This window comes from Ovoidimarina sediminis (genome assembly GCF_032586175.1).
GTDB lineage: Bacteria > Pseudomonadota > Alphaproteobacteria > Rhodobacterales > Rhodobacteraceae > Ovoidimarina > Ovoidimarina sediminis.
On sequence record NZ_JAWHTE010000011.1, the window covers coordinates 101,237 to 122,435 of the forward strand.

General features: G+C 66.1%; 19 protein-coding genes. 6 read left to right on the top strand and 13 right to left on the bottom strand.

Going from position 1 to position 21,199, the window contains the following annotated elements; translation table 11 throughout:
• Positions 1-2: 2 nt before the first annotated feature.
• The 7 genes from RXV90_RS14010 to bchF form a co-directional block, all read right to left on the bottom strand.
• Complete coding sequence (locus RXV90_RS14010) at positions 3-1,445, bottom strand: PucC family protein (RefSeq protein ID WP_316649410.1); 1,443 nt, start codon at positions 1,443-1,445, stop codon at positions 3-5.
• A complete protein-coding gene (gene bchM, locus RXV90_RS14015) occupies positions 1,442-2,098 on the bottom strand; it encodes a magnesium protoporphyrin IX methyltransferase (protein WP_316649411.1) in 657 nt (218 codons plus the stop codon). The genes RXV90_RS14010 and bchM overlap by 4 nt, the downstream gene beginning before the upstream one ends.
• Positions 2,098-2,994, bottom strand: coding sequence for a ferredoxin:protochlorophyllide reductase (ATP-dependent) iron-sulfur ATP-binding protein (bchL, locus tag RXV90_RS14020; RefSeq protein WP_316649412.1), 897 nt, complete (start codon positions 2,992-2,994; stop codon positions 2,098-2,100). Before bchL ends, bchM begins: the two co-directional genes overlap by 1 nt.
• Before the next feature lie 127 nt (positions 2,995-3,121).
• Positions 3,122-6,664: a magnesium chelatase subunit H gene (locus tag RXV90_RS14025; protein ID WP_316649413.1), complete on the bottom strand. Its 3,543-nt coding sequence runs from the start codon at positions 6,662-6,664 to the stop codon at positions 3,122-3,124.
• Positions 6,654-8,180, bottom strand: a complete 1,527-nt coding sequence (bchB, locus tag RXV90_RS14030) for a ferredoxin:protochlorophyllide reductase (ATP-dependent) subunit B (protein ID WP_316649415.1) — start codon at positions 8,178-8,180, stop codon at positions 6,654-6,656. Before bchB ends, RXV90_RS14025 begins: the two co-directional genes overlap by 11 nt.
• Positions 8,177-9,463: a ferredoxin:protochlorophyllide reductase (ATP-dependent) subunit N gene (locus RXV90_RS14035; RefSeq protein WP_316649416.1), complete on the bottom strand. Its 1,287-nt coding sequence runs from the start codon at positions 9,461-9,463 to the stop codon at positions 8,177-8,179. The genes bchB and RXV90_RS14035 overlap by 4 nt, the downstream gene beginning before the upstream one ends.
• Positions 9,460-9,948, bottom strand: a complete 489-nt coding sequence (bchF, locus tag RXV90_RS14040; protein WP_316649417.1) for a 2-vinyl bacteriochlorophyllide hydratase — start codon at positions 9,946-9,948, stop codon at positions 9,460-9,462. The genes RXV90_RS14035 and bchF overlap by 4 nt, the downstream gene beginning before the upstream one ends.
• Positions 9,949-10,255: 307 nt before the next feature.
• Here bchF and RXV90_RS14045 point away from each other — a divergent pair, with 307 nt between their 5' ends.
• From RXV90_RS14045 to idi, 6 genes are all read left to right on the top strand, one after another.
• Entirely contained in the window at positions 10,256-11,053 is a 798-nt protein-coding gene (locus RXV90_RS14045) for a cobalamin B12-binding domain-containing protein (RefSeq protein WP_316649418.1), read from the top strand.
• Positions 11,054-11,094: 41 nt separating this feature from the next.
• On the top strand, positions 11,095-12,513 hold the full coding sequence (gene ppsR, locus RXV90_RS14050; RefSeq protein WP_316649419.1) for a transcriptional regulator PpsR: 1,419 nt from the start codon (positions 11,095-11,097) through the stop codon (positions 12,511-12,513).
• Positions 12,514-12,613: 100 nt separating this feature from the next.
• Positions 12,614-13,522: a chlorophyll synthase ChlG gene (chlG, locus tag RXV90_RS14055; protein ID WP_316649421.1), complete on the top strand. Its 909-nt coding sequence runs from the start codon at positions 12,614-12,616 to the stop codon at positions 13,520-13,522.
• Positions 13,519-14,820 carry a BCD family MFS transporter gene (locus RXV90_RS14060; RefSeq protein ID WP_316649423.1) on the top strand — a complete coding sequence of 434 codons (1,302 nt, stop codon included), beginning with the start codon at positions 13,519-13,521 and terminating at the stop codon, positions 14,818-14,820. The genes chlG and RXV90_RS14060 overlap by 4 nt, the downstream gene beginning before the upstream one ends.
• Before the next feature lie 2 nt (positions 14,821-14,822).
• Positions 14,823-16,004, top strand: coding sequence for a geranylgeranyl diphosphate reductase (locus RXV90_RS14065; protein WP_316649424.1), 1,182 nt, complete (start codon positions 14,823-14,825; stop codon positions 16,002-16,004).
• Positions 16,001-16,531 (top strand): isopentenyl-diphosphate delta-isomerase, encoded by a 531-nt coding sequence (gene idi, locus RXV90_RS14070; RefSeq protein WP_316649425.1) that lies wholly within the window; start codon positions 16,001-16,003, stop codon positions 16,529-16,531. The genes RXV90_RS14065 and idi overlap by 4 nt, the downstream gene beginning before the upstream one ends.
• 29 nt (positions 16,532-16,560) lie before the next feature.
• Here idi and dxs read toward each other — a convergent pair whose 3' ends face one another.
• The 6 genes from dxs to pufB form a co-directional block, all read right to left on the bottom strand.
• Positions 16,561-18,480 carry a 1-deoxy-D-xylulose-5-phosphate synthase gene (gene dxs / locus RXV90_RS14075; protein ID WP_316649426.1) on the bottom strand — a complete coding sequence of 640 codons (1,920 nt, stop codon included), beginning with the start codon at positions 18,478-18,480 and terminating at the stop codon, positions 16,561-16,563.
• A 166-nt stretch (positions 18,481-18,646) separates the two neighbouring features.
• Entirely contained in the window at positions 18,647-18,865 is a 219-nt protein-coding gene (gene pufX, locus RXV90_RS14080; RefSeq protein WP_316649427.1) for an RC-LH1 core complex protein PufX, read from the bottom strand.
• 12 nt (positions 18,866-18,877) lie between these two features.
• Positions 18,878-19,870 (bottom strand): photosynthetic reaction center subunit M, encoded by a 993-nt coding sequence (gene pufM / locus RXV90_RS14085; RefSeq protein ID WP_316649428.1) that lies wholly within the window; start codon positions 19,868-19,870, stop codon positions 18,878-18,880.
• Entirely contained in the window at positions 19,863-20,711 is an 849-nt protein-coding gene (pufL, locus tag RXV90_RS14090) for a photosynthetic reaction center subunit L (RefSeq protein WP_316649429.1), read from the bottom strand. Before pufL ends, pufM begins: the two co-directional genes overlap by 8 nt.
• Positions 20,712-20,818: 107 nt before the next feature.
• Positions 20,819-20,977 carry a light-harvesting antenna LH1, alpha subunit gene (gene pufA / locus RXV90_RS14095; protein ID WP_316649430.1) on the bottom strand — a complete coding sequence of 53 codons (159 nt, stop codon included), beginning with the start codon at positions 20,975-20,977 and terminating at the stop codon, positions 20,819-20,821.
• A gap of 10 nt (positions 20,978-20,987) precedes the next feature.
• A complete protein-coding gene (pufB, locus tag RXV90_RS14100; RefSeq protein WP_316649431.1) occupies positions 20,988-21,140 on the bottom strand; it encodes a light-harvesting antenna LH1, beta subunit in 153 nt (50 codons plus the stop codon).
• Between the last annotated feature and the right edge of the window lie 59 nt (positions 21,141-21,199).

Below are 21,199 nucleotides of genomic sequence, written 5' to 3' on the forward strand. Positions count from 1 at the left end.
GGTTAGGTGGGGAAGTCGGCAAGACCAATCCTGCCGGCTCCCGTGGTGTGGGATTGCGGTTTCAGTGCGGTGATGCGGACAAGCGGCCCCAGCACGATCAGCGTGCCGAAGAGAAGCCCGATCTCCAGGTGATAGACGGTTGAGTATCCGGTGACGGGCAGGTTCAGCGCCTCGCCCAGCGATCCGTTCAGCGCCAGCGCGTTGACGCCGTCGCGAATGAGCCCGCCCGCGGCGATCGAAAGCCCGGCGGCGGTGGCCTGCGCGGCCCCCCAGGCGCCGAGCGCAAGCCCGCGCCCCGCCATGCCGGCCGCCGGCATCGTCATCGCCGCCGTCAGCGTGGCGACGGCAAACAGCCCGCCGCCGAAACCGATGCCCGTCGCGCCCGCATAGAACAGCGTGGGCGAATGCATCGGTGCCGAGAAGACGACACAGGAAAACGCCGCGATCCCGAACAGGATCCCGCGCGAACACATGCGGTAGGGGCTGAGCCCCGCTGCAAGCCATTTCGCGGCCAGCGCGAACCCCGCCAGCGCGCCCACGGCCCAGAGCGCCGTCAGGATCGTGGTGGCGGAAACGCTGAGCCCCAGGATCTCTCCCCCGTAGGGTTCCAGCAGAACGTCCTGCATGTTGAAGGCCATGGTGCCCACGAAGACGACGACCAGAAGCCGCCCGGCATCGCCGCCGCCGGTGAAATCGGCCCAGGCCTCGGCGAACTTGGGCCGGGGGGCGGCGCGCTCTTCGGCGCTCATCGGGCGAACCTGCTCCTGCTTCCAGAGCGCGACGAGGTTGATCAGAAGCGTCAGAAGGGCCGCGCCCTGCACGACCTGCACCAGCCGGATCGCGCTGAAATCGCGCAATAGCCAGCCGATGACGATCGCAGACACCGCCATGCCGATCAGGAACATCACGTAAAGAAGCGCGACGACGCGCGGCCGCGTCTCGTCCGTCGCGCGGTCGGCGGCCAGCGCAAGCCCCGCGGTCTGCGTCATGTGCATCCCGAGGCCCATCATCAGGAAGGCCAGCGCCGCCAGCACCTGCCCCGCGAAGGGCACGTCGATCGTGTTGTCGCCCGACAGAACCAGAAGCGCGAAGGGCATCACCGCAAGCCCGCCCATCTGCCAGAGCGAGCCGAACCAGAGATAGGGCACCCGCTTCCACCCGATCGCCGATCGGTGGGTGTCGGAACGGAAGCCCAGAAGCGCGCGGAACGGCGCGATCAGAACCGGCAGCGCGATCATCGTCGCCACCACGAAGGCGGGCACCGAAAGCTCCACGATCATCACCCGGTTGAGCGTGCCGAGAAGCATGACGGTCGCCATGCCCACCGACACCTGGAACAGCGCGAGCCTCAGAAGCTGGCCCAGCGGCAACTCGTCCGAAGCCGCATCGGCAAAGGGCAAGAACCGGATCGAAAGCGATTTGAACACGGATTTCGGGATGATCATCGCCGCATCTCCATGCATTCCGAGATGTAGAAGCCCGACGCGATCCGCCCGACCGAGGCGGCGTTCAGCCGCCCGGGCGCCTGCGGCACCATCACGGGCGAACGGTCGGACCGTGGAAACAGCTTTCCCGCCCACCACATCGCCGTCAGCAGCGTGGTCTTCGGCGCCACGGTGAAGACGATCAGTTCGGTGCGCTGCGCCAGGCGGCCCAGGGCGGTGTTCAGGTCGTGCCGGTCGTAATAGATCAGGCTGTCCATCGCGAAGACCGCGTCGAAGGTGCCATGGGCGGTGTCGAGCATGTCACCCGCCACGAACTGCACCCGGGGCCGCAGTTCGGCGGGCATCCGCGCTTCGGCGATGCCGATCAGCTGCGGCGACAGATCGACGCCCAAGACGTCGGCGCCCCGCGCGGCGAGTTCCGCGCTCATCTGCCCCGCCCCGCAACCCGCGTCGAGAATCCGCGCGCCGCGCAGGTCGAGCGGCAGGCGCGACAGCATCAGCGCCCGCATCCGGTCGCGGCCCGCGCGCACGGTCTGGCGGATCCGGCTGACGGGGGCGTCCGATGTAAGGCGCTCCCATGTCCGGGTCGCCGTCCGGTCGAAATAGGTTTCGACCCGGGCGCGCGTGGCGTCATATGCGGGGCTGGCGGTCATCAGTCGAATCCCAGAAGCTCGAAGATCTCGCGGTCGGGAAGCGGCGCGGGGGCAAGCGGATCGGTCCCGGCGTAAAGCAGTTCCGCCAGCCGCACGTATTCCTTCCGCGCCATGACGATGTCCTCGTCATCGGGCATTTCGAACAGCGTCTTCTTCTTCAGGCGAGAGCGGCGGATCGCGTCGATATCCGGCATATGCGCGATCCGCTTGAAGCCCACGGTCTGGCAGTAGCGATCCACCTCGTCGGTATCCTTCGAGCGGTTCGCCACGCAGCCCGCGAGCCGCACGTTGTAATTCTTCGACTTGGCCTGAACGGCGGCGATGATCCGGTTCATCGCATAGATCGAATCGAAATCGTTCGCGGTGACGATCACGGCGCGGTCGGCGTGCTGAAGGGGGGCCGCAAACCCGCCGCAGACGACATCGCCGAGAACGTCGAAGATCACCACATCGGTGTCTTCCAGCATGTGATGCTGCTTCAGAAGCTTCACGGTCTGGCCCACGACATAGCCGCCGCAGCCGGTGCCGGCGGGCGGCCCGCCGGCCTCGACGCATTGCACGCCGCCGAAGCCCTCGGTCACGAAATCCTCGGGCCTGAGTTCCTCGGGGTGGAAATCCACCTCCTTCAGGATGTCGATCACCGTGGGCTGCAACTGCCCGGTCAGGGTGAAGGTGCTGTCATGCTTCGGGTCGCAACCGATCTGCAGCACCCGCTTGCCGAGAACGGAAAACGCGGCCGACAGGTTCGAACTCGTGGTCGATTTCCCGATCCCGCCCTTGCCGTAGACCGAAAAGACCTTGGCCCCCTCGATCTTCATCGACGGATCCTGGTGCACCTGCACCGAGCCTTCGCCGTCCTCGCCGCGAAGCGCCGGGATTTCGTCTCTGGGGCTCATGGTGCCATCCTTTCCTGGGGCCGCGCGGGCCCCTTCATTTTGGCTGAAATACTCCGGGGGTCTGGGGGCAGAGCCCCCAGCGGATCGCCGCCGCAGGCGGCGAAACCATCGATATGACGCAGCAAGTTCATTCCGCCGCGATCCCTTCCATCCGGTCCTCGAGCGCATCGGCCGCGTCCTGAAGCGCCGCCAGCGTCTCTGCGTCGGGCTGCCAGTAGTCGCGGTCGGAGGCTTCCAGAAGCCGGTTCGCCATCCGCACGCTCGCGGCCGGATTGAGCGCGGCCAACCGCTCGCGCATCTCCGGATCAAGGACGAAGGTCTCCGACAGGCGCTGATAGACCCAGGGCTCCACCTCGCCCGTGGTCGCCGACCAGCCGACGGTGTTCGTCAGGTGCGCCTCGATCTGGCGCACGCCCTCGTGGCCGTGCTTAAGAAGGCCTTCGAAGAATTTCGGATTGAGGCTCCGCGCCCGGGTTTCAAGCGCGATCTGCGCCCTCAGCGTGCGCACCTTGCCCGCGCCGCGCGTCTGGTCGCCGATATAGACGGCGGCCTCGGCCCCCTTGGCGCGCTTCACCGCGCGGGCGATGCCGCCCAGCGTGTCGAAATAATGATCGACCGTGGTGACGCCCAGTTCCACCGATTCGAGGTTCTGGTAGGCCACGTCCACATCCTTCAGCGTCTGCTGAAGCAGCGCGGCATTGGCCTCGGATTTGCCCGTCCGCCCGTAGGCGAAGGATTTTCGCGCCTCGTAGGCATCGGCCAGCTCGTCCTCGTCGCCGAAGCCCGAACTGTCGACCAGCATGTTGACGTTCGAGCCGTAGGCGCCTTCCGCATTCGAGAAGACGCGCAAGGCGGCGGTTTCCATATCGACGCCCATCGCGTCGGCATGGGCGAGCGCATGGGCACGGACGAAGTTCATCTCGATCGGCTCGTCCGCCGTCGCCGCCTTCCAGGCGGCTTCTGCCAGCATCCGGGTCTGCAAGGGCAGGAGATCGCGGAAGATGCCCGAGAGCGTCATCACCACGTCGATCCGGGGCCGGCCCAGATCCTCGAGCGGCACCAGATCGGCGCCCGCAAGGCGGCCGTAGCTGTCGAAACGCGGCACCGCGCCCATCAGCGCCAGCGCCTGGGCGATCGGCCCGCCATCGGATTTGATGTTGTCCGACCCCCAGAGCACCAGCGCCACCGTGCGCGGCAGGCTGTCATGGGTGTCGAGCAGAAGCTGCGCCTGTTTCGCGCCATCGGCCATGGCGAAAGCCGTGGGCATGCGGAACGGATCGAAGGCGTGGATGTTGCGGCCCGTGGGCAGGATCTCGGGCGAGCGGATCAGGTCGCCCCCCGGCACCGGCGGCACGTAATGGCCCGCAAGCGCCCGAAGAAGCGCGCGGATTTCGTCGTTCTGCCGGAGCGCCTCGGCAAGCGCGGCGCGGGCCTCAGGCTCCATCTCCGGCATGGCGGAGAAATGCGCCTCGAGCGTTTCGCCCTGGAACGATTGGCCAAGGATGTGCAGCCCGTCGGGAATGAGCGCGTCTTCGGTTTCGAGAAGCGACAGCCACAGGCGATCGGGATCCGACCCGTCAAGATCGACCGCCGCCGCCTGATCGGCGATGAGCGCCCGAAGCTCGGCCCGGTCGGGATGGTCGCCGTCAAGCCCGCGCCAGCGCGTCACGCTGTCTTTCAGTTCCTGAAGCCCCTTGTAGAGCCCCGCCGTGGCAAGCGGCGGCGTCAGGTGCGTCACGCAGACCGCGTTCGAGCGCCGCTTGGCCAGCGTCGCCTCCGACGGGTTGTTCGCGGCATAGAGATAGATGTTCGGCAACGCGCCGATCAGCCGGTCGGGCCAGTCGATCCCGCTCAGCCCCGCCTGCTTGCCGGGCATGAATTCAAGCGCCCCGTGCATCCCGAAATGCAGAAGGCAATCGGCCCGGAACTCCTCGCGCAGCCAGCGGTAGAAGGTGGTGAAGGCGTGTGTGGGGGCGAAGCCGCGTTCGAAGAGAAGGCGCATCGGATCGCCCTCGTAGCCGAAGGCGGGCTGGATGCCGACGAAGACATTGCCGAAGGACCGGCCCAGGACGAAAACGCGCGCCCCGTCCGATTGCGCGCGGCCCGGCGCGGGGCCCCAGGCCGCCTCGATCTCGTCGAGCCAGGGGGTTTTCGCGACGATCTCGTCGGCGCTGACCATGGCGTAGACGTTGGCGTCCTGCCCGTACTGCGCCGCATTGCCCTTCAGGATCGCCTCGCGTAGCGCCTCGACAGTCTCGGGCGGCTCGCAGTCATAGCCATCGGCCTTCAGGGCCTGAAGCGTGGCGTGCAGGCTTTCGAACACCGACAGATAGGCCGCCGTGCCCACCGCGCCCGCATTCGGCGGGAAGCCGTAAAGAACGATGCCGAGCCGCCGTTCATGGGGCTCGGACTGGCGAAGCGTTGCGAGGCGTTGAACCTTCTCGGCAAGCACCCCGATCCGTTCGGGGCAGGGCGCCATGACCTTGTCCACGGTGGTGGCGAGGCAGGGCGTCGCGCAGCCGTGGCACCCCTCGGGCCCGTGACGTCCGGCGAAGACCGTCGGGTTCGTCGCCCCGTCGATTTCCGGCAGGGCGATCAGCATCGTCGTCTCCACCGGGCCGAGCCCGCCATGGGAGGCCGCCCACTGGCCGAGCGTCTGGAATTCAAGGGGATGGGCCGCGACATAGGGCACGTCGAGCCCCTTCAGCACCCCGACCGCCGCCTCGCTGTCGTTATAGGCGGGCCCGCCGATCAGCGAGAACCCGGTGAGCGAGACAAGCGTGTCGATCCCGCCGAAATAGGTCTCGATCGCGGGCCGCCCGTCGAGCCCGCCGGCAAAGGCCGGGATACAGCGCAGCCCCCGCGCCTCGAACGCCCGGATCACCGCATCGTAATGCGCCGTGTCGGAAGCGAGGATGTAGGACCGCAGCATCAGAAGCCCCAAGGTGCCGCGCACCACTTCGGGCATCGGCAGGTCGCTGGCGTTCGTGGTGATCCGGTCCGGCAGATCGGGGTGGTAAAGCCCGACCTCGGGGTAATCGATCGGAAGCTCGGATGCCCCGCCCGTCCAGTCGGCCCGGCTTGCATAGCGCGAGACGAGGAAGCGGATCATCCGCTCCACGTTGTCGTCCGATCCGCCCAGCCAGTACTGCATCACCAGGAACCAGGCGCGCATGTCCTGCGCCTTGCCGGGGATGTATTTCAGGATCTTCGGCAGGCGCCTGAGAAGCCGCATCTGCCTTTCGCCCGACGAGGCGGACGGCTTCGACGTGCCGCGAAGCTTCTTCAGAAGCGCCATCGCCCCCGAGGCGGGCTTCGTCATGTCGAGGTCGCCCATCTTCGTGAGCCGCACGATCGCCGGGTCGGCGATCACGCCCACCATCGCGTCGCAGCCCTCCCGCCGCGCTTCGAGCGCGTCGCGGATCGCGGTGATGTGTTCCTCGATGAAAAGAAGGTTCGCGATGATGATATCGGCCCGGGCCACCGCATCGCGGGCAAGATCGAGCGCGGCGGGGTTCTCCGCCCATTCCGCTGCCGCGTGCACGGTGACGGAGAGGCCCGGAAACTCGCCCGACAGGCGTTCGGTCACCCGGCGCGCGGGGCCTGCCGCATGCGCGTCCAGCGTGACGATCACCACGCGGTAAGGCTTATGCATCACCTCATCGCGCATAATGGGCCTTCGCCTCGTAAAGCGTTTCGACACCGATTTCGCTGACACCGCGTTCGGCGGCATAGATCTCGGTGTTCCGCCGCGCCTTGCCACGGACGAAGAAGGGGATCTTCTTCAACTCGCGCTCCGCCGCATCGGCCCAGAGCACATCCTGAATGCGGATTTCGGTGGGCGCGGACGCGGCCACCTCGGGTTCGGGCCGCCGGGCGGCATGGCCGTGATGGCTGGCGCCCGCATCGTCGTGAAACTCGAAATCGTCGCGGAACATGTGCAGAAGGTGTTCTTCCAGCCCCATGACCAGCGGGTGCACCCATGTGTCGAAGATGACGTTGGCGCCTTCGAACCCGGCCTGCGGGGAATAACGGGCGGGGAAATCCTGAACGTGGACGGGGGCGGAAATCACGGCGCAGGGGATGCCCAGGCGCTTGCCGATGTGACGCTCCATCTGGGTACCCAGGATCATCTCGGGCTGAAGCTCGGCAATCCGGGCCTCGACCTCGAGGTAATCGTCGGTGATCAGCGGCTCGACGCCATGCTCCTTCGCGAGCGCGCGGATGTCGCGGGCGTATTCGCGGTTGAAACAGCCGAGGCCGGCAACCTCGAACCCCATCTCGTCGCGGGCGATCCGCGCGGCGGCCTTCACATGGGTTGCGTCGCCGAAAAGGAAGACGCGCTTGCCGGTGAGGTAGGTGGAATCGACCGAGGCCGAATACCAGGGCAGGCGCAGGCGGCTGTCGTCGACCTGCCCGGTCGCCCCCGTGATCCCGCGCACTTCCGCGATGAAATCGCGCGTCGCGCCGACGCCGATGGGAACGGTCTTGGTGTAGGGCTGATCGAACGCGCGTTCGAGGTAGCGCGCCGCGCTTTCGCCGGTTTCGGGATAGAGCAGCACGTTGAAATGCGCCTCTGGAAGCCGGGCGATATCGGAGGGCCGCGCGCCCATCGGGGCCACGACGTTCACGCCGACCCCAAGCTCGTGCAGAAGCCCCGTGATTTCCTCGATATCGTCGCGGTGGCGGAAGCCGAGCGCGGTGGGCCCGAGGATGTTCGCGGTGATCGCGCGGGTTCTGTCGCGCGGCGCCGTCAGGTGGCGCACGATCTGGAAGAAGGTTTCGTCGGCCCCGAAATTCTCTTTCCGCTGGTAGCTGGGCAGTTCGAGCGGAATGACGGGGATCGAAAGCCCCATCGCCTCGGCCAGCCCGCCGGGATCATCCTGAATGAGTTCGGCGGTGCAGGAGGCGCCGACGATGATCGCCTCCGGCTTGAAGCGGTCATGGGCGTCAAGGCAGGTCTGCTTGAAGAGATCGGCGGTGTCGGCCCCCAGATCGCGGGCCTGGAAGGTGGTGTAGCTGACAGGCGGGCGGTGGTTCCGCCGCTCGATCATCGTGAAGAGAAGATCGGCATAGGTGTCGCCCTGGGGGGCGTGCAGAACGTAGTGCAGGCCCTTCATGCCCGTGGCGACGCGCATCGCGCCCACATGGGGCGGGCCTTCATATGTCCAGACCGAAAGCTTCATGCCCCGGCCTCCACCTGAAGAAGGGCGCGGCGACGTAGCGGGCGCGAGAAGAGCCCGGCGAGATCGCCCGCCTGTTCGTAGAAGTGCACCGGCGTGAAGACGAGTTCGATCGCCCATTTCGTGGCGAGCCCTTCGGCCTCCAGCGGGTTGGCGAGGCCGAGGCCGCAGACCGTAAGGTCGGCGCGTTCGGCGCGGGCGCGGTCAAGCTGCAGGTCGACGTCCTGGCCTTCGGAAATCACGGGGCCCGGGGCGATCAGGTCAAGGTCGTCGCCGACGATGCCCTTGTGGATGAAGGGCGCGCCGATCTCGACCGCCTCCATGCCGCATTCGCGGGTCAGGAACCGGGCGAGCGGAATCTCAAGCTGGCTGTCGGGGAAGAAGAAGATGCGCTTGTGGCGCAGCGTTTCCGCATGTGCCGCGATGGCCTTCCGCGCGCGGGCGCGCGGTGCCTTTGTCGCGGCGGCGAAGCTGTCTTCGGCGACGCCGAATTCGGCGGCAATGGCCCCAAGCCAGGCCGTCGTGCCTTCGTCGCCGAACGGGAACGGGGCCGCAATGTGGCGCGCGCCGCGCCGGGTGAGCGCGGCGTGGGTTTCGCCGAGGAAGGGCTGCAACAGTGCGAAGACGGTGTTGGGCCCGATCTTCGGGGCGGCTTCGCTCCGCCGGGACGGAAGGACACTGACGGGGCCGACGCCCATCGCCTCCAGAAGCCCGAGGGCCTGGTCTTCGACAACGTCAGGCAGCGCGCCGACGAGAACGAGGTTGCGTTCCTCAGTTGCCTCGAGTTCTGGAACCATGGAAGCAAGGCAGGCATCCTCGCCTTCCGTGAAAGTGGTTTCGATCCCGGACCCGGAATAGTTGAGCACCCGCACGTTCGGCGCGTGTTTCTGCGTGAGACGCTCCGCCGCACGCTTGAGATCGAGCTTGATCACCTCCGACGGGCACGAGCCAACGAGGAACAATTGCCGGATGTCAGGCCGGCGTGACAGTAACCTGTCGACTTCACGGTCCAGTTCGTCCTGCGCGTCGGCCAGACCGGCCAGATCCGATTCTTCGAGAATCGCCGTCGCGAAGCGCGGTTCGGCGAAGATCATCACCCCCGCCGCGGACTGCAGAAGATGGGCGCAGGTGCGCGACCCGACGACAAGGAAAAACGCGTCCTGCATCTTGCGGTGAAGCCAGATGATTCCGGTCAGCCCGCAGAACACTTCGCGCTGCCCGCGCTCCTTCAGGATCGGCGCCTCGCGGCAGCCCGGATTGGCGGGGGGCGGGCGAAGATCGTTCACGTCGCGGCCCCCGTTTCAAGCCGGGCCATCCGCAGCTTCCACAGGAACTGGCCGGCGTTCACGACATAAGCCGCATAGGCCGCCAGCGCGATCGCCATCTGGCCATCCGGCCCCGCCGAACCCGTTGAAAGTGCCCAAAGATATGCGGTGTGAAGCGCGATGACGACGAAGCTGAACACGTCCTCCCAGAAGAAGGCGGGGGCGAAAAGCCAGCGCCCGAATACCACCTTTTCCCAGATCGAACCGGTGATCATGATGGTGTAGAGAAGGAGGGTTTTCACGACGATCGAAACCGTAGCCTCGGCATAGCCGTGACCCGTCCAGACATAGCGCAGAACAAGCACGAGAGAGACCAGGAACACGGCGAACTGGAGGGGTGCCAGAATGCCTTGTACGAGCGTCCAGACCGTGGCGTCACGGCGCGCGCGCTCGTCCTCCGTATAGAGCCGAGCACGCCGCATTTCAGATGCGCCCGATCTGTCCATACATGATCTCCCCGTTGGCTGTAGCCAAGCGAAGACTAGACCCCTACGGGCAAAAGTGTCAATTATAACTTACACTCAATGTCAGCACCTCGGTCCCCCTGGCCAGGGCCCCGCAGGCATGTCGAGAAACCGGAAATTTTCCTTTTAGTTAAGAATGTTCGCCCGGCATCGCCCCTCTTTCGGGCGGTTGCAGAAAGGAACCATGTCAATTCGCTTTGACATTTAGGGCCGCAGACGCGACATTGATCTCGCGTGCCACCGTCCGAGTCTTGGCGTGGCGCATGCGGCCGATGAAGGACACTCAGTCATGACAGACGGCCCAGACAGACCAGGGCGCAGATCCGAAGTGCCGGTGGCTTCACCGGTCGATACCCTTGCGTCCCGCGCCGTCGCCGTTCTTGCCGAACGGCGCGAACGGACGCGTGCGCCCCTGTCCGAGCGGCTTCTTGCCCGCCTGTCCGATGCCGTTCTGAAAGGTGGCAACGGGCCGGTCGAGGCAGCGGTCGCCGATATCCTGCATTCCGGATGCCCGGCGGAGGAGGTTCTCGGTTTCTATATCCCCGAGGTCGCGCGCCGTCTGGGTGACGACTGGTGTGAAGACCGGCTTGGCTTCGCGCAAGTCTCGATCGGATCGGCCCGGCTTCAGCACGCGGTGCGCGCGCTGTCGGCGGGGCCACGCAAATCGGCATCCGACGGCCCGGGTCACGCCGTTCTCGTCGTCGTGCCGGAAGGCGAACATCACACGCTTGGCGCCGTCGTGCTGACGGCGCAGCTGCGCCAGCGCGGCCTGTCGGTGCGCCTTGTCATGGGCGAGGCAAATCGCATGGTTGTCCGAACTGTTGCCTCGGGACAGTACGACGCTATCTTCCTCTCGATTTCTTCGGCTGAAAGGCTTGCGCAGCTTCGTGTTCTCATTGAAAAATCAAAGAACGCACTTCCTGTTGCGATACCGACAGTGGTTGGGGGCGCCCTTGGAGCCGGTGGAAAAGACATTGCTAAGCTTGCCGGGGCCGACCATGCGGCAAGTGATCTTAACGAGGCACTGAGAAGATGCGGTCTGACGATTTCTCCCAACGGCGCCACCGAGCGCGCGAAGATGGAGTAGTCGATGATGACGATGCACCGATGGCGCGCGGAGGCAAGGCTGTGAGCACGCGGGGCACCAGATACTGGTCAAGCGGATCGATCCCCCTGATCGGGCCGGATGTTCTGGGCGATATCATTTCGACAGCCGCCGATCTTGCGATCGTGGTGTCGGATGTCGGCCAGATCCTCAGCGTCCTGATCAATCCCACCCATTCCGGCTTCGGCGATCTCGATCACTGGGAAGGCCGGAACATCCGCGATTTCCTGACCCGCGAAAGCGTGCCGAAGCTCGAAGCGCAGCTGCGCGATTTCGCGAGCGGCGACATGCCGGCGCGGGCGATGGAACTGAACCATACTGATCGCGGCGACTGGGAATTCCCCGTGCGCTACACCCTGCACCAGATCGGCCCCGACGGGGCGCTTCTGATGCTCGGGCGTGATCTTCGGCCCATTGCCGAGATGCAGGAACAGCTTGTCTCGGCGCAGATGGCGCTGGAACGCGATTACGAGGCGCAGCGGGAATACGACACGCGCTTCCGCGTGCTGATGGACAGCGTGCGCGACGCCGCCGTGTTCGTCGCCGCCGACAGCGGCCGGGTGACGGATATCAACGCCGCCGCCGCATCGCTTCTGGGCGCGCCCGCAGGCGACCTGACGAATGCGGTCTTCGGGCAGGAATTCGAATCACGCCGCAAGGGCGAGCTTCTGGACTCCCTGAAATCCTCGGCGATTTCCGAAATGTCGAAGCCGATCGAGGCCGTGGCCCGCCGGTCGCGCAAGCGCCTGATGATCACGCCCAAGATCTTCCGCGCCGCTGGCGAACGCTATCTTCTGTGCCGGCTCGAAAGCGCCGAAGATGCCGAACCCGCATCCGATGTGCTGACCGAGAACCTGAACGGTCTGTACCAGGAAGGGATCGACGCGATCGTCTTCACCGACCGTGACGGCGTGATCACCTCGGCGAACGAGGCGTTCCTGAACCTGGCCGATATCGCCCATGTGACGCTGGCCCGCGGCCGGTCGCTGGCCGATTTCCTGTCGCGCGGGACGGTGGACAGCAAGGTGCTGATCGACAACGCCACGCGCGCGGGGCAGATGAGCGTCTATGCCACCAAGGTCGTGTCCGAATTCGGCGGCGAAACCTCTGTCGAGATTTCGGCGACCTACCTGAACGACCGGGCGAACCCCGCGCTTGTCTTCGTGATCCGCGATGCAAGCCGGGTGGATGCGCTGCGGCGCCCGGGGATCGGCGTTTCCGACGAGGGCATGCGCAGCGTGATGGAGCTTGTGGGCTCGGCCACGCTGAAAGACATCGTATCCGACACCACCGACGTTGTGGAAAAGATGTGCATCGAGACGGCCGTGGAACTGACCCGCAACAACCGGGTTGCGGCGGCCGAGATGCTGGGCCTGTCGCGGCAAAGCCTTTACGTGAAGCTGCGCAAATACGGCCTTCTCAGCAAGGATCCCAAGGGCTGATCCACCCCGCATTCTGCACCGGGTGAGTTGAGGCGTTTTGCCCCGCCCCGGGGCGCTGCTTTCTGTTGCAAGACTCAGATTGTCAATCTAGCCTGACAGTATGAGTGTAATGGAAGAGATACAGTCTCGACGCCTGCCCGCGCCCCGCGCGCTGCTGGAGCTGATCAAGCCGATCACCTGGTTTCCGCCGATGTGGGCCTATCTGTGCGGCGTCGTCTCTTCCGGCGCGAACCCCCTGGAAAGCTGGGGTCTGGTGCTTCTGGGCGTGATCCTCGCGGGCCCCGTAGTCTGCGGGATGAGCCAGGCGGCGAACGACTGGTGCGACCGGCACGTGGACGCGATCAACGAGCCGGGCCGCCCGATCCCCTCGGGCCGGGTGCCCGGGCGCTGGGGGTTGTACGTCGCGCTCTTCATGTCGGGCGTCGCCCTTCTGATCGGCTGGCAGCTTGGGCCCTGGGGTTTCGGCGCCACCGTCGTCGGCGTGCTGGCGGCCTGGGCCTATTCGGCGGAACCCGTGCGCCTGAAGCGGTCGGGCTGGTGGGGGCCGGGGGTCGTGGGCCTGTCCTATGAAACCCTGCCCTGGTTCACCGGGGCCGCCGTTCTGTCGACCGGCGCGCCCGCCTTTCCGGTGGTCGCCGTCGCCGTGCTTCACGGGATCGGCGCGCACGGGATCATGACACTCAACGATTTCAAGGCGCTGGAGGGCGACAGGGCGACCGGCGTGCGCTCCCTCCCCGTCGTCGTCGGCCCCGATGTGGCGGCGCGGATCGCCTGTGTCGTCATGGCCCTGCCGCAGGCCATCGTGATCTCGCTTCTTCTGGTCTGGGGCCAACCGTGGCATGCGCTGGCGATCACGGCGGTGCTTCTCGCACAGATCGCCGCGATGCGGGTTCTGATGCGCGATCCGAAGGCCCGCGCGCCCTGGTACAACGCAACCGGCGTGTCGCTTTACGTCTCGGGCATGATGATCGCGGCCTTCGCGCTGCGCGGCGGGGCGGGGATGCCGTGACGCTGTCCTGGCCCAACATCCTGCGGCTCGGCCTCGTGCAGATGGCGCTTGGCTCCATCGTCGTCCTGACCACGGCGACGATGAACCGGGTGATGGTCGTCGAGCTTGCGATGCCTGCGATCCTGCCGGGGCTTCTCGTCTCGCTCTACTATGGCACGCAGTTCCTGCGCCCGCGCTTCGGCCACGGCGCCGATCAGCAGGGCGGGCGGCGCGCGCCCTGGATCGTGGGCGGGGTCTTGACGCTCGCCGCAGGCGCGATTGCCGCCGCCGGGGCCGTCTGGATCATGGGCAGCTCCGCCGTGCTCGGCATCGCCGCGGCGATCCCCGCCTTCCTTCTGATCGGCCTTGGCATCGGGGCGGCAGGCACAAACCTTCTGGCCCTTCTCGCCGCGCGCGTCGCGCCGGAGCGGCAGGCGGCGGCGGGAAGCGCAGTGTGGATCATGATGATCTTCGGCCTGGCCACGACCGGCATCACGGCGGGCCAGCTTCTCGATCCCTATTCGCCCGGGCGCCTTCTGGCGGTCGCAAGCGGGATCTGCGCGGTGGCCGTCGCGCTCAGCCTGATCGGCGTCTGGGGGCAAGAGCGCACGCCGGCCCGCGCCGCGCCCCGGCGCAACATCGCCTTCGGCGACGTGGCGCGCGAGCTTTGGGCGGATCCGCGCGTGCGGGCCTTCACGATCTTCGTCTTCGCCTCGATGCTGGCCTACAACCTGCAGGATCTGATCCTCGAACCCTTCGCGGGCCATGTCTTCGGCATGACCGTGGGCGAAAGCACCGCACTTGGCGGCATGCACCACGCCGGAGCGCTTCTGGGCATGATCGTGGTTCTCGCCTCCGGCACCGTTCTGGCCCGCTGGGTCGCGGTGCCGATCCGGGCCTGGATCTTCGGGGGCTGCCTTCTGTCGGGCGGCGCGCTTGTCGCCATGGCCATCGGCGGGCAGAACCCGGCGACCTGGCCCATTCACCCCAATATCTTCACCCTCGGATTCGCCAACGGGATCTTCGCCGTCGCCGCGATCGGCGCGATGATGGGCCTTGCCCGCGAAGGCGACGAGGCGCGCGAAGGCGTGCGCATGGGCCTTTTCGGCGCGGCGCAGGCCATCGCCTTCGGGCTGGGCGCGTTCCTGGGCACGGCGGCCGCCGATATCATGCGCGCCCTCGTGGCCTCTGATGCGCTGGCCTATTGCACCGTCTTCGCCACCGAAGGCGTGATCTTCCTTGTCGCCGCGATCCTCGCCTTGCGGATCGCAGAGCCCTCCCGCGCGCCCGATCCCGGCGCCCTCGTTCCTGGAGAATGATGATGATCTATGATGCAATCGTCGTGGGCGGCGGCCCGGCCGGCGCCACAGCCGCAGAAGATCTGGCGCGCGCCGGGCACAGCGTGGCCTTCCTCGACCGCGACGGCCGGATCAAACCCTGCGGCGGCGCGATCCCGCCACGCCTGATCGCCGATTTCGACATCCCGGACGATCAGCTGGTGGCGAAGATCAGCACGGCCCGCATGATCTCCCCGTCCCAGCGCCACGTCGATATTCCGATCGAGAACGGATTCGTCGGCATGGTCGACCGCGAGCATTTCGACGAATTCCTGCGGGTGCGCGCCACGAAGGCCGGGGCGCATCGCAACACCGGCACCTTCAAGCGGATCGAACGCGACGGGGCGGGCACCCATGTCGTCTATCGCGACAAGGTATCGGGCAACGAGATGCGGCTGAGCGGCAAGGTCGTGATCGGCGCGGATGGCGCCCGGTCCGACGTCGCGCGGCAGGAGGTTCCGGGGGGCGATACGATCCCCTACGTCATCGCCTATCACGAGATCATCCGCGCGCCGGGCAAGATCGGCCAGTACGATCCCGAGCGCTGCGATGTCGTCTATGACGGCGCGATCAGCCCCGATTTCTACGGCTGGGTCTTCCCGCACGGGGAAAGCGCCTCGGTCGGGATGGGTTCGGGCATCCACGGCGTCGACCTGAAGCGCGCGACGGCGGAGCTCCGCGTGGCCTCGGGCCTCGACGGCTGCGAAACGATCCGCCGCGAGGGCGCGCCGATCCCGCTCAAACCCCTCGACAAGTGGGACAACGGCAAGGACGTGGTGCTTGCGGGCGATGCGGCGGGCGTCGTCGCCCCGTCTTCGGGCGAAGGCATCTATTACGCGATGATGGGGGGCCGGGTGGCCGCCGAAGCCGCCCATGCCACGCTGCTTTCGGGCCAGCCGCGCGACCTGGCGCTGGCGCGCAAGGCCTTCATGAAAGAGCACAAGACCGTCTTCAAGGTGCTCCGCGCCATGCAGGACGCCTATTACAAATCCGACGAACGGCGCGAGCGCTTCGTCTCCCTGTGTCATGATGTCGACGTGCAGAGGCTCACCTTCGAGGCCTATATGAACAAGAAGCTGGTCCGCGCCCGCCCCATGGCGCATCTGAGGATCGGCCTGAAGAACCTGGCGCACCTGACACGACTGGTACCGGAAGCCTACGTATGACGAACACGATTCCCGCCTGGGTCGATGGCCGGCTGAAGCCCGTCGACAAGCTCGAGGTTCACCAGAGGGGCCTCAAACACAAGGCCGTTTCGGTCTTCGTGATGCGCGAGAACGCGGTGCTGATCCAGCAGCGCGCGCTGGTGAAGTATCACACGCCCGGGCTTTGGGCGAACACCTGCTGCACCCATCCCGACTGGGACGAACCGGCGGCGGATTGCGCGATCCGGCGGCTGAGGGAGGAACTGGGGATCACCGGGCTTTACCCCTCGCATCGCGACCGGGTGGAATACCGCGCCGATGTGGGCGGCGGGCTGACCGAACACGAGGTGGTCGATATCTTCATCGCCGAAGCCGGGCCAAGCCTGCCGGTCATCCCCAACCCCGAAGAGGTGATGGCCTATCGCTGGATCGATCTTTACGACCTGACGGCCGAGGTGCAGCGGCGGCCGGAAGAATTCACCCCCTGGCTTCGGATCTACCTGGAACAGTATCAGGACAGGATCTTCGGGCGCCTCGTCCGCGCCTGAGGCGCGGACACCGGCTTGGCGGGCCTCGCTCAGGCCCGCGCGCTTCCCACCGGAAGGCTCACCACCCCCAGCGCCTCGACCGCGGTGCGCGCGATGTCGTCGGCCGTCAGCCCGGCGGCGGCATACATGTCGGCCGGGCTGGCCTGGTCGATGAACCGGTCGGGCAACGTCATGGTGCGGATCTTGAGGCCACGGTCGAGCGCGCCCCGGTTCGCCAGATAATGCAGGACAAGGGCGCCGAAGCCCCCGGTCGCACCGGTTTCCACCGTGACGATCGCCTCGTGCTGGCGCGCGAGCATCCCGATCATGTCGGTATCGAGCGGCTTGGCGAAACGGGCATCGGCCACGGTAGCCGAGATCCCCATCATCGCCAGATGCTCCGCCGCCGTGAGGCATTCGGCAAGATGCGCGCCGTAGGACAGAAGCGCCACGCCGGTGCCCTCGCTCAGGATGCGGCCCTTGCCGATCTCAAGCGCCACGCCGTGTTCGGGCATGTCGACGCCCATACCCTCGCCGCGCGGATACCGGAAGGCGATGGGGCCATCGTCATACTCCGCCGCGGTGGCGACCATGTGCACGAGCTGCGCCTCGTCGCCCGCCGCCATCACGACGAAATTCGGCAGGTTCGCGAGATAGCCGATGTCGAAGGCGCCCGCATGGGTGGCCCCGTCGGCACCCACGAGGCCGGCACGGTCGATTGCGAAGCGCACGGGCAGGTTCTGAAGCGCCACGTCATGCACCACCTGGTCATAGCCGCGCTGCAGAAAGGTGGAATAGATCGCGCAGAAGGGTTTCAGCCCGGTGGCCGCCATCCCGGCGGCGAAGGTCACGCCGTGCTGTTCGGCGATGCCAACGTCGAAGACGCGGGCCGGAAAGCGATCGGCCATGATGTTGATGCCGGTGCCCGACGGCATCGCCGCCGTCACCGCGACGATCCGGCTGTCTTCCGCCGCCTCGCGGGTCAGCGCCTCGCCGAACACCTTGGTATAGGACGGCGCGTTGCCCTTCGATTTCTTCTGTTCGCCCGAGACCACGTCGAACTTCGCGACACCGTGATACTTGTCGGCGCTGGTTTCGGCGGGGACATAGCCCTTGCCCTTCACAGTGCAGCAATGGATCAGCACGGGCCCCGTCGCCCGCGCCCGTGCGGCGCGCAGAACGGGAAGAAGCTGGCTCATGTCATGCCCGTCGACGGGGCCGACATAGCTGAAGCCCAGCTCCTCGAACAGCGTGCCCGATCCGGCGATCCCGGTCACAAGCTGGCGTGCCCGGCGCGCCCCGTCCCGGAACGGGCCGGGCAGCGCGGCTTCGAAGCCCTCTGCCATCGCCTCGAAAGCCGCCGCGCCGGGGCTTGCGTACAGCCCCGAAAGATATTTCGACATCGCGCCCACCGGCGGGGCGATCGACATCTCGTTGTCGTTCAGGATGACGAAAAGCCGCCGGCCTTCCGAGCCCGCGTTGTTCATCGCCTCGTAGGCCATGCCCGCACTGATCGAGCCGTCACCGATCACCGCGATCGCATCGCCCGTCGACCGGCCCATATCGCGCCCGATGGTGAAGCCGAGCGCCGCGCTGATCGAGGTGGAGGAATGCGCCGCGCCGAACGGATCGTAATCACTTTCCGAACGCTTGGTGAAACCCGAAAGCCCGTCTTTCTGCCGCAGCGTCCGGATGCGGCTGCGCCGCCCCGTCAGCACCTTGTGGGGGTAGCACTGGTGGCCGACATCCCAGATCAGCTTGTCATGCGGCGTGTTGAACACCGCGTGGATCGCCACGCTCAGTTCCACGACGCCAAGCGACGAGCCGAGGTGCCCGCCGGTTTCAGAGACGGCCGAGATCACCTCTTCCCGAAGTTCGCGCGCCACCTGCCCGAGATCGGCATCGCTCATCCCGCGCAGGTCTTCCGGCCCTGCGACGCGGTCGAGTGTGGGGGTGTTCGGACGGGTCATGGCGCTATCCTCCGCAGGGCGAAAAAGACGCCGTCAGAGCACGCTCTGACGGCGCCTAGTCTCCTGTAGCCAACAGGAAGGGAACCGGGGTGTGGAGACCCCGAATGCCAGGCGCGGCTAAGCGCCCGACCTTGTTGGGGGAGGCGGTGAAGGGCACCGCCGGCCCCTAGGCAAGCGCGCTGAGCGCGCGTGTCCCGATCTCGATCGCCGCGAACGGATCCTCTGGCAGGATGAACGCGATGGACCGGATCACGAGGACGACGAAGAGAACCAGCATGCAGGCAATCGCCGCATAGGCCGCCCCCATCGTCATCTGCCGGAAGATCCAGCCGTGAAGATTGGGCTTGGGCTCGTCTTCAAGATACCAATGCTCGTTGTCAGCCATGGATCTCGCTCCTCATTCAGGCGGCAGGTAGGGCAGGAAGTCTTCGGGCGTCGCCGCCGGGGCATAGTTCGCCGCCGCGCCGTAGCCGTGATCCTGTGCCCAGGTGAACCAGTCATCGACAACCGTGCCGGTGATCAGAATGCCAATCCCGCCTGTCAGCGTCGTCAGCACCGCGAACCACCATGCCCAGCGGTGGATGCCTTCCATCGTGGCGTTGAAGCCCATCGTCCAGCGCCAGAACAGGCCGGCGCGTTCCGAGGCCGTCCCGCGATCGACGATCTGCTCAAGCTCCCGGTCCCCGCCGAAGCGGCTGACGGCCAGGATCGTCGCCCCGTGCATGGCGAACAGAAGCGCCGAGCCGTAGAGGAACGCGATCGAAAGCGCGTGGAACGGGTTGTAGAACAGGTTGCCGTAGGTCAGCGAGAACAGGTTGGTCCAGTCGAGATGGGTGAAGATCCCGTAGGGCACCGCCTCAGACCAGCTTCCCATCAGGATCGGCCGGATCAGGCCGAGCACGAGGAACAGCCAGACCGCACTCGCAAAGGCATAGCAGACATGCTTGCCCATCCCGAGCTGGTTGGCGAGAACCCAAGAGCGGATCAGCCAGCTCATCACCGCGATCAGAAGGAAGAACGAGGCGATCAGGTAATAGCCCCCGTCCCAGAGCGGCGCAAAGCCCAGCCCGTAATCGGGCGATGGCGGATCAAGCGAGAGATAGAACAGATCCCGCATGAAGACCGCCGGGTTGTACCCCGCCTGCCCCCAGAACCAGAAGCCCACCATCAGGAACCAGGTCATGCCGCTCATCAGGCTGAGTACACCCCAGGGACCAAGGTAGAAGGGCCCGAGCTGCGCGTTGCCCACCCATCCGAAGAGCTGGGAAAACCCCGTGCCCTTCGACCGGTCGCCGAGCAACGCATCCTCGACCATGCCCATTTCGGGCGGACCCTGAACCTGAACCTGCGTGAAGATGTTCTGGTATTCGGTCTCGAACCACTTAGCCATTTACGCCTCCCGGAATATCGACCCACCAGGGCAGCTGCACATACCAGTCCCACCAGACAACCCACTGGTCGAACCAGACGGTGCCGGAAATCACGATGCAGACCGCGCTCCAGAACCCGGCATTGAGCGCCAGGAACAGGCCCAGACGATGGATCCCGAGGGGGCCGATCGAGTAGCCGATGAAATCGCGGAAGAACGTGTCTTCATGTTCCGCCGACCGGATTTCCTTGCCCTTCTCGGGGTTCACGGCGCTGAGGATCAGCGAGCCGTGCAAGGCCAGCGCGAGACACGTGGTGAAGAAGAACGTGATCGCGACCATATGGGCCGGGTTGTAGTGGAAGTTGCCATAGAGATAACCGGTGTAGCTTACCCAATCGAGGTGGCTCCAGATCCCGTAGGGGAAGGCATGGCCCCAGGCCCCCATCAGGACGGGCCGGATCACCTGCAGCGTGAAATACGCGAAGATCGCGACGCTGAAGGCGAAGGGGATGTGCAGCCCGATCCCGAGCTTGCGGCAGATTTCCACCTCTCTCAGCGCCCAGGATATGAAGGCCCCCAGCGCGCATATGGTGATCACCTGCCAGAGCCCGCCCATTTCAAGCGGCGCCGGCCCCAGGCCAAAGCTCAGGGGCGGCGGGTTCACCGAGATCAGCCAGGGGTTCCAGGTGCCCTGAAGCGTGGCCGAGTAGAAGATCAGTAGGGTGCCGAGACCTGCAAAGAAGATCGTCGTGACACCGAAGAAACCGACGTAGAAGGGTCCGACCCAGAAGTCGAACAGATCGCCGCCGACGAGCGTACCCCCTGGCACGCGATATTTTCGTTCGAAGCTGAGCAAAGCCATACTTCTTACTCCGTTTCAGGCGGCAGATGGGCAGGACCCCGGCCGTCGTTGTCGCGTTAGCCGCGGGCGGGCGGCACCCGCCCGCAGCGATCTTGTCGAGCGGAGCCTTAGCCGCCGCCGTGCGACGCCGCGATTTCGAACCAGTTGATGCCGTTGGACAGCACAACCAGATGAATCATCGCAGCGAGCAGGAAGAGGAAAACGCCCTGCGCCACGAAAACGCGGCGCGGGTCGAAGACCAGCCATATCTTGTAGAATTTAGCCATCTTCAGCTCCTCACGAGAACCACGGACGCCAGATATACGTCGCGATGTGCGCCACGATGGCGACAATCACGAACAACTGCAGACCGGACATGTAGACCGCGTGCAGCTCTTGCGCCTGCTCGTCTGTAAGACCTGTGAAAGACAGGTCGGTTCTATCAGCCATTAACTCTCCTCCGGATCGTCAGACTGACGCCGCGCACCCCGCGGCCAGGTAGGACGGTA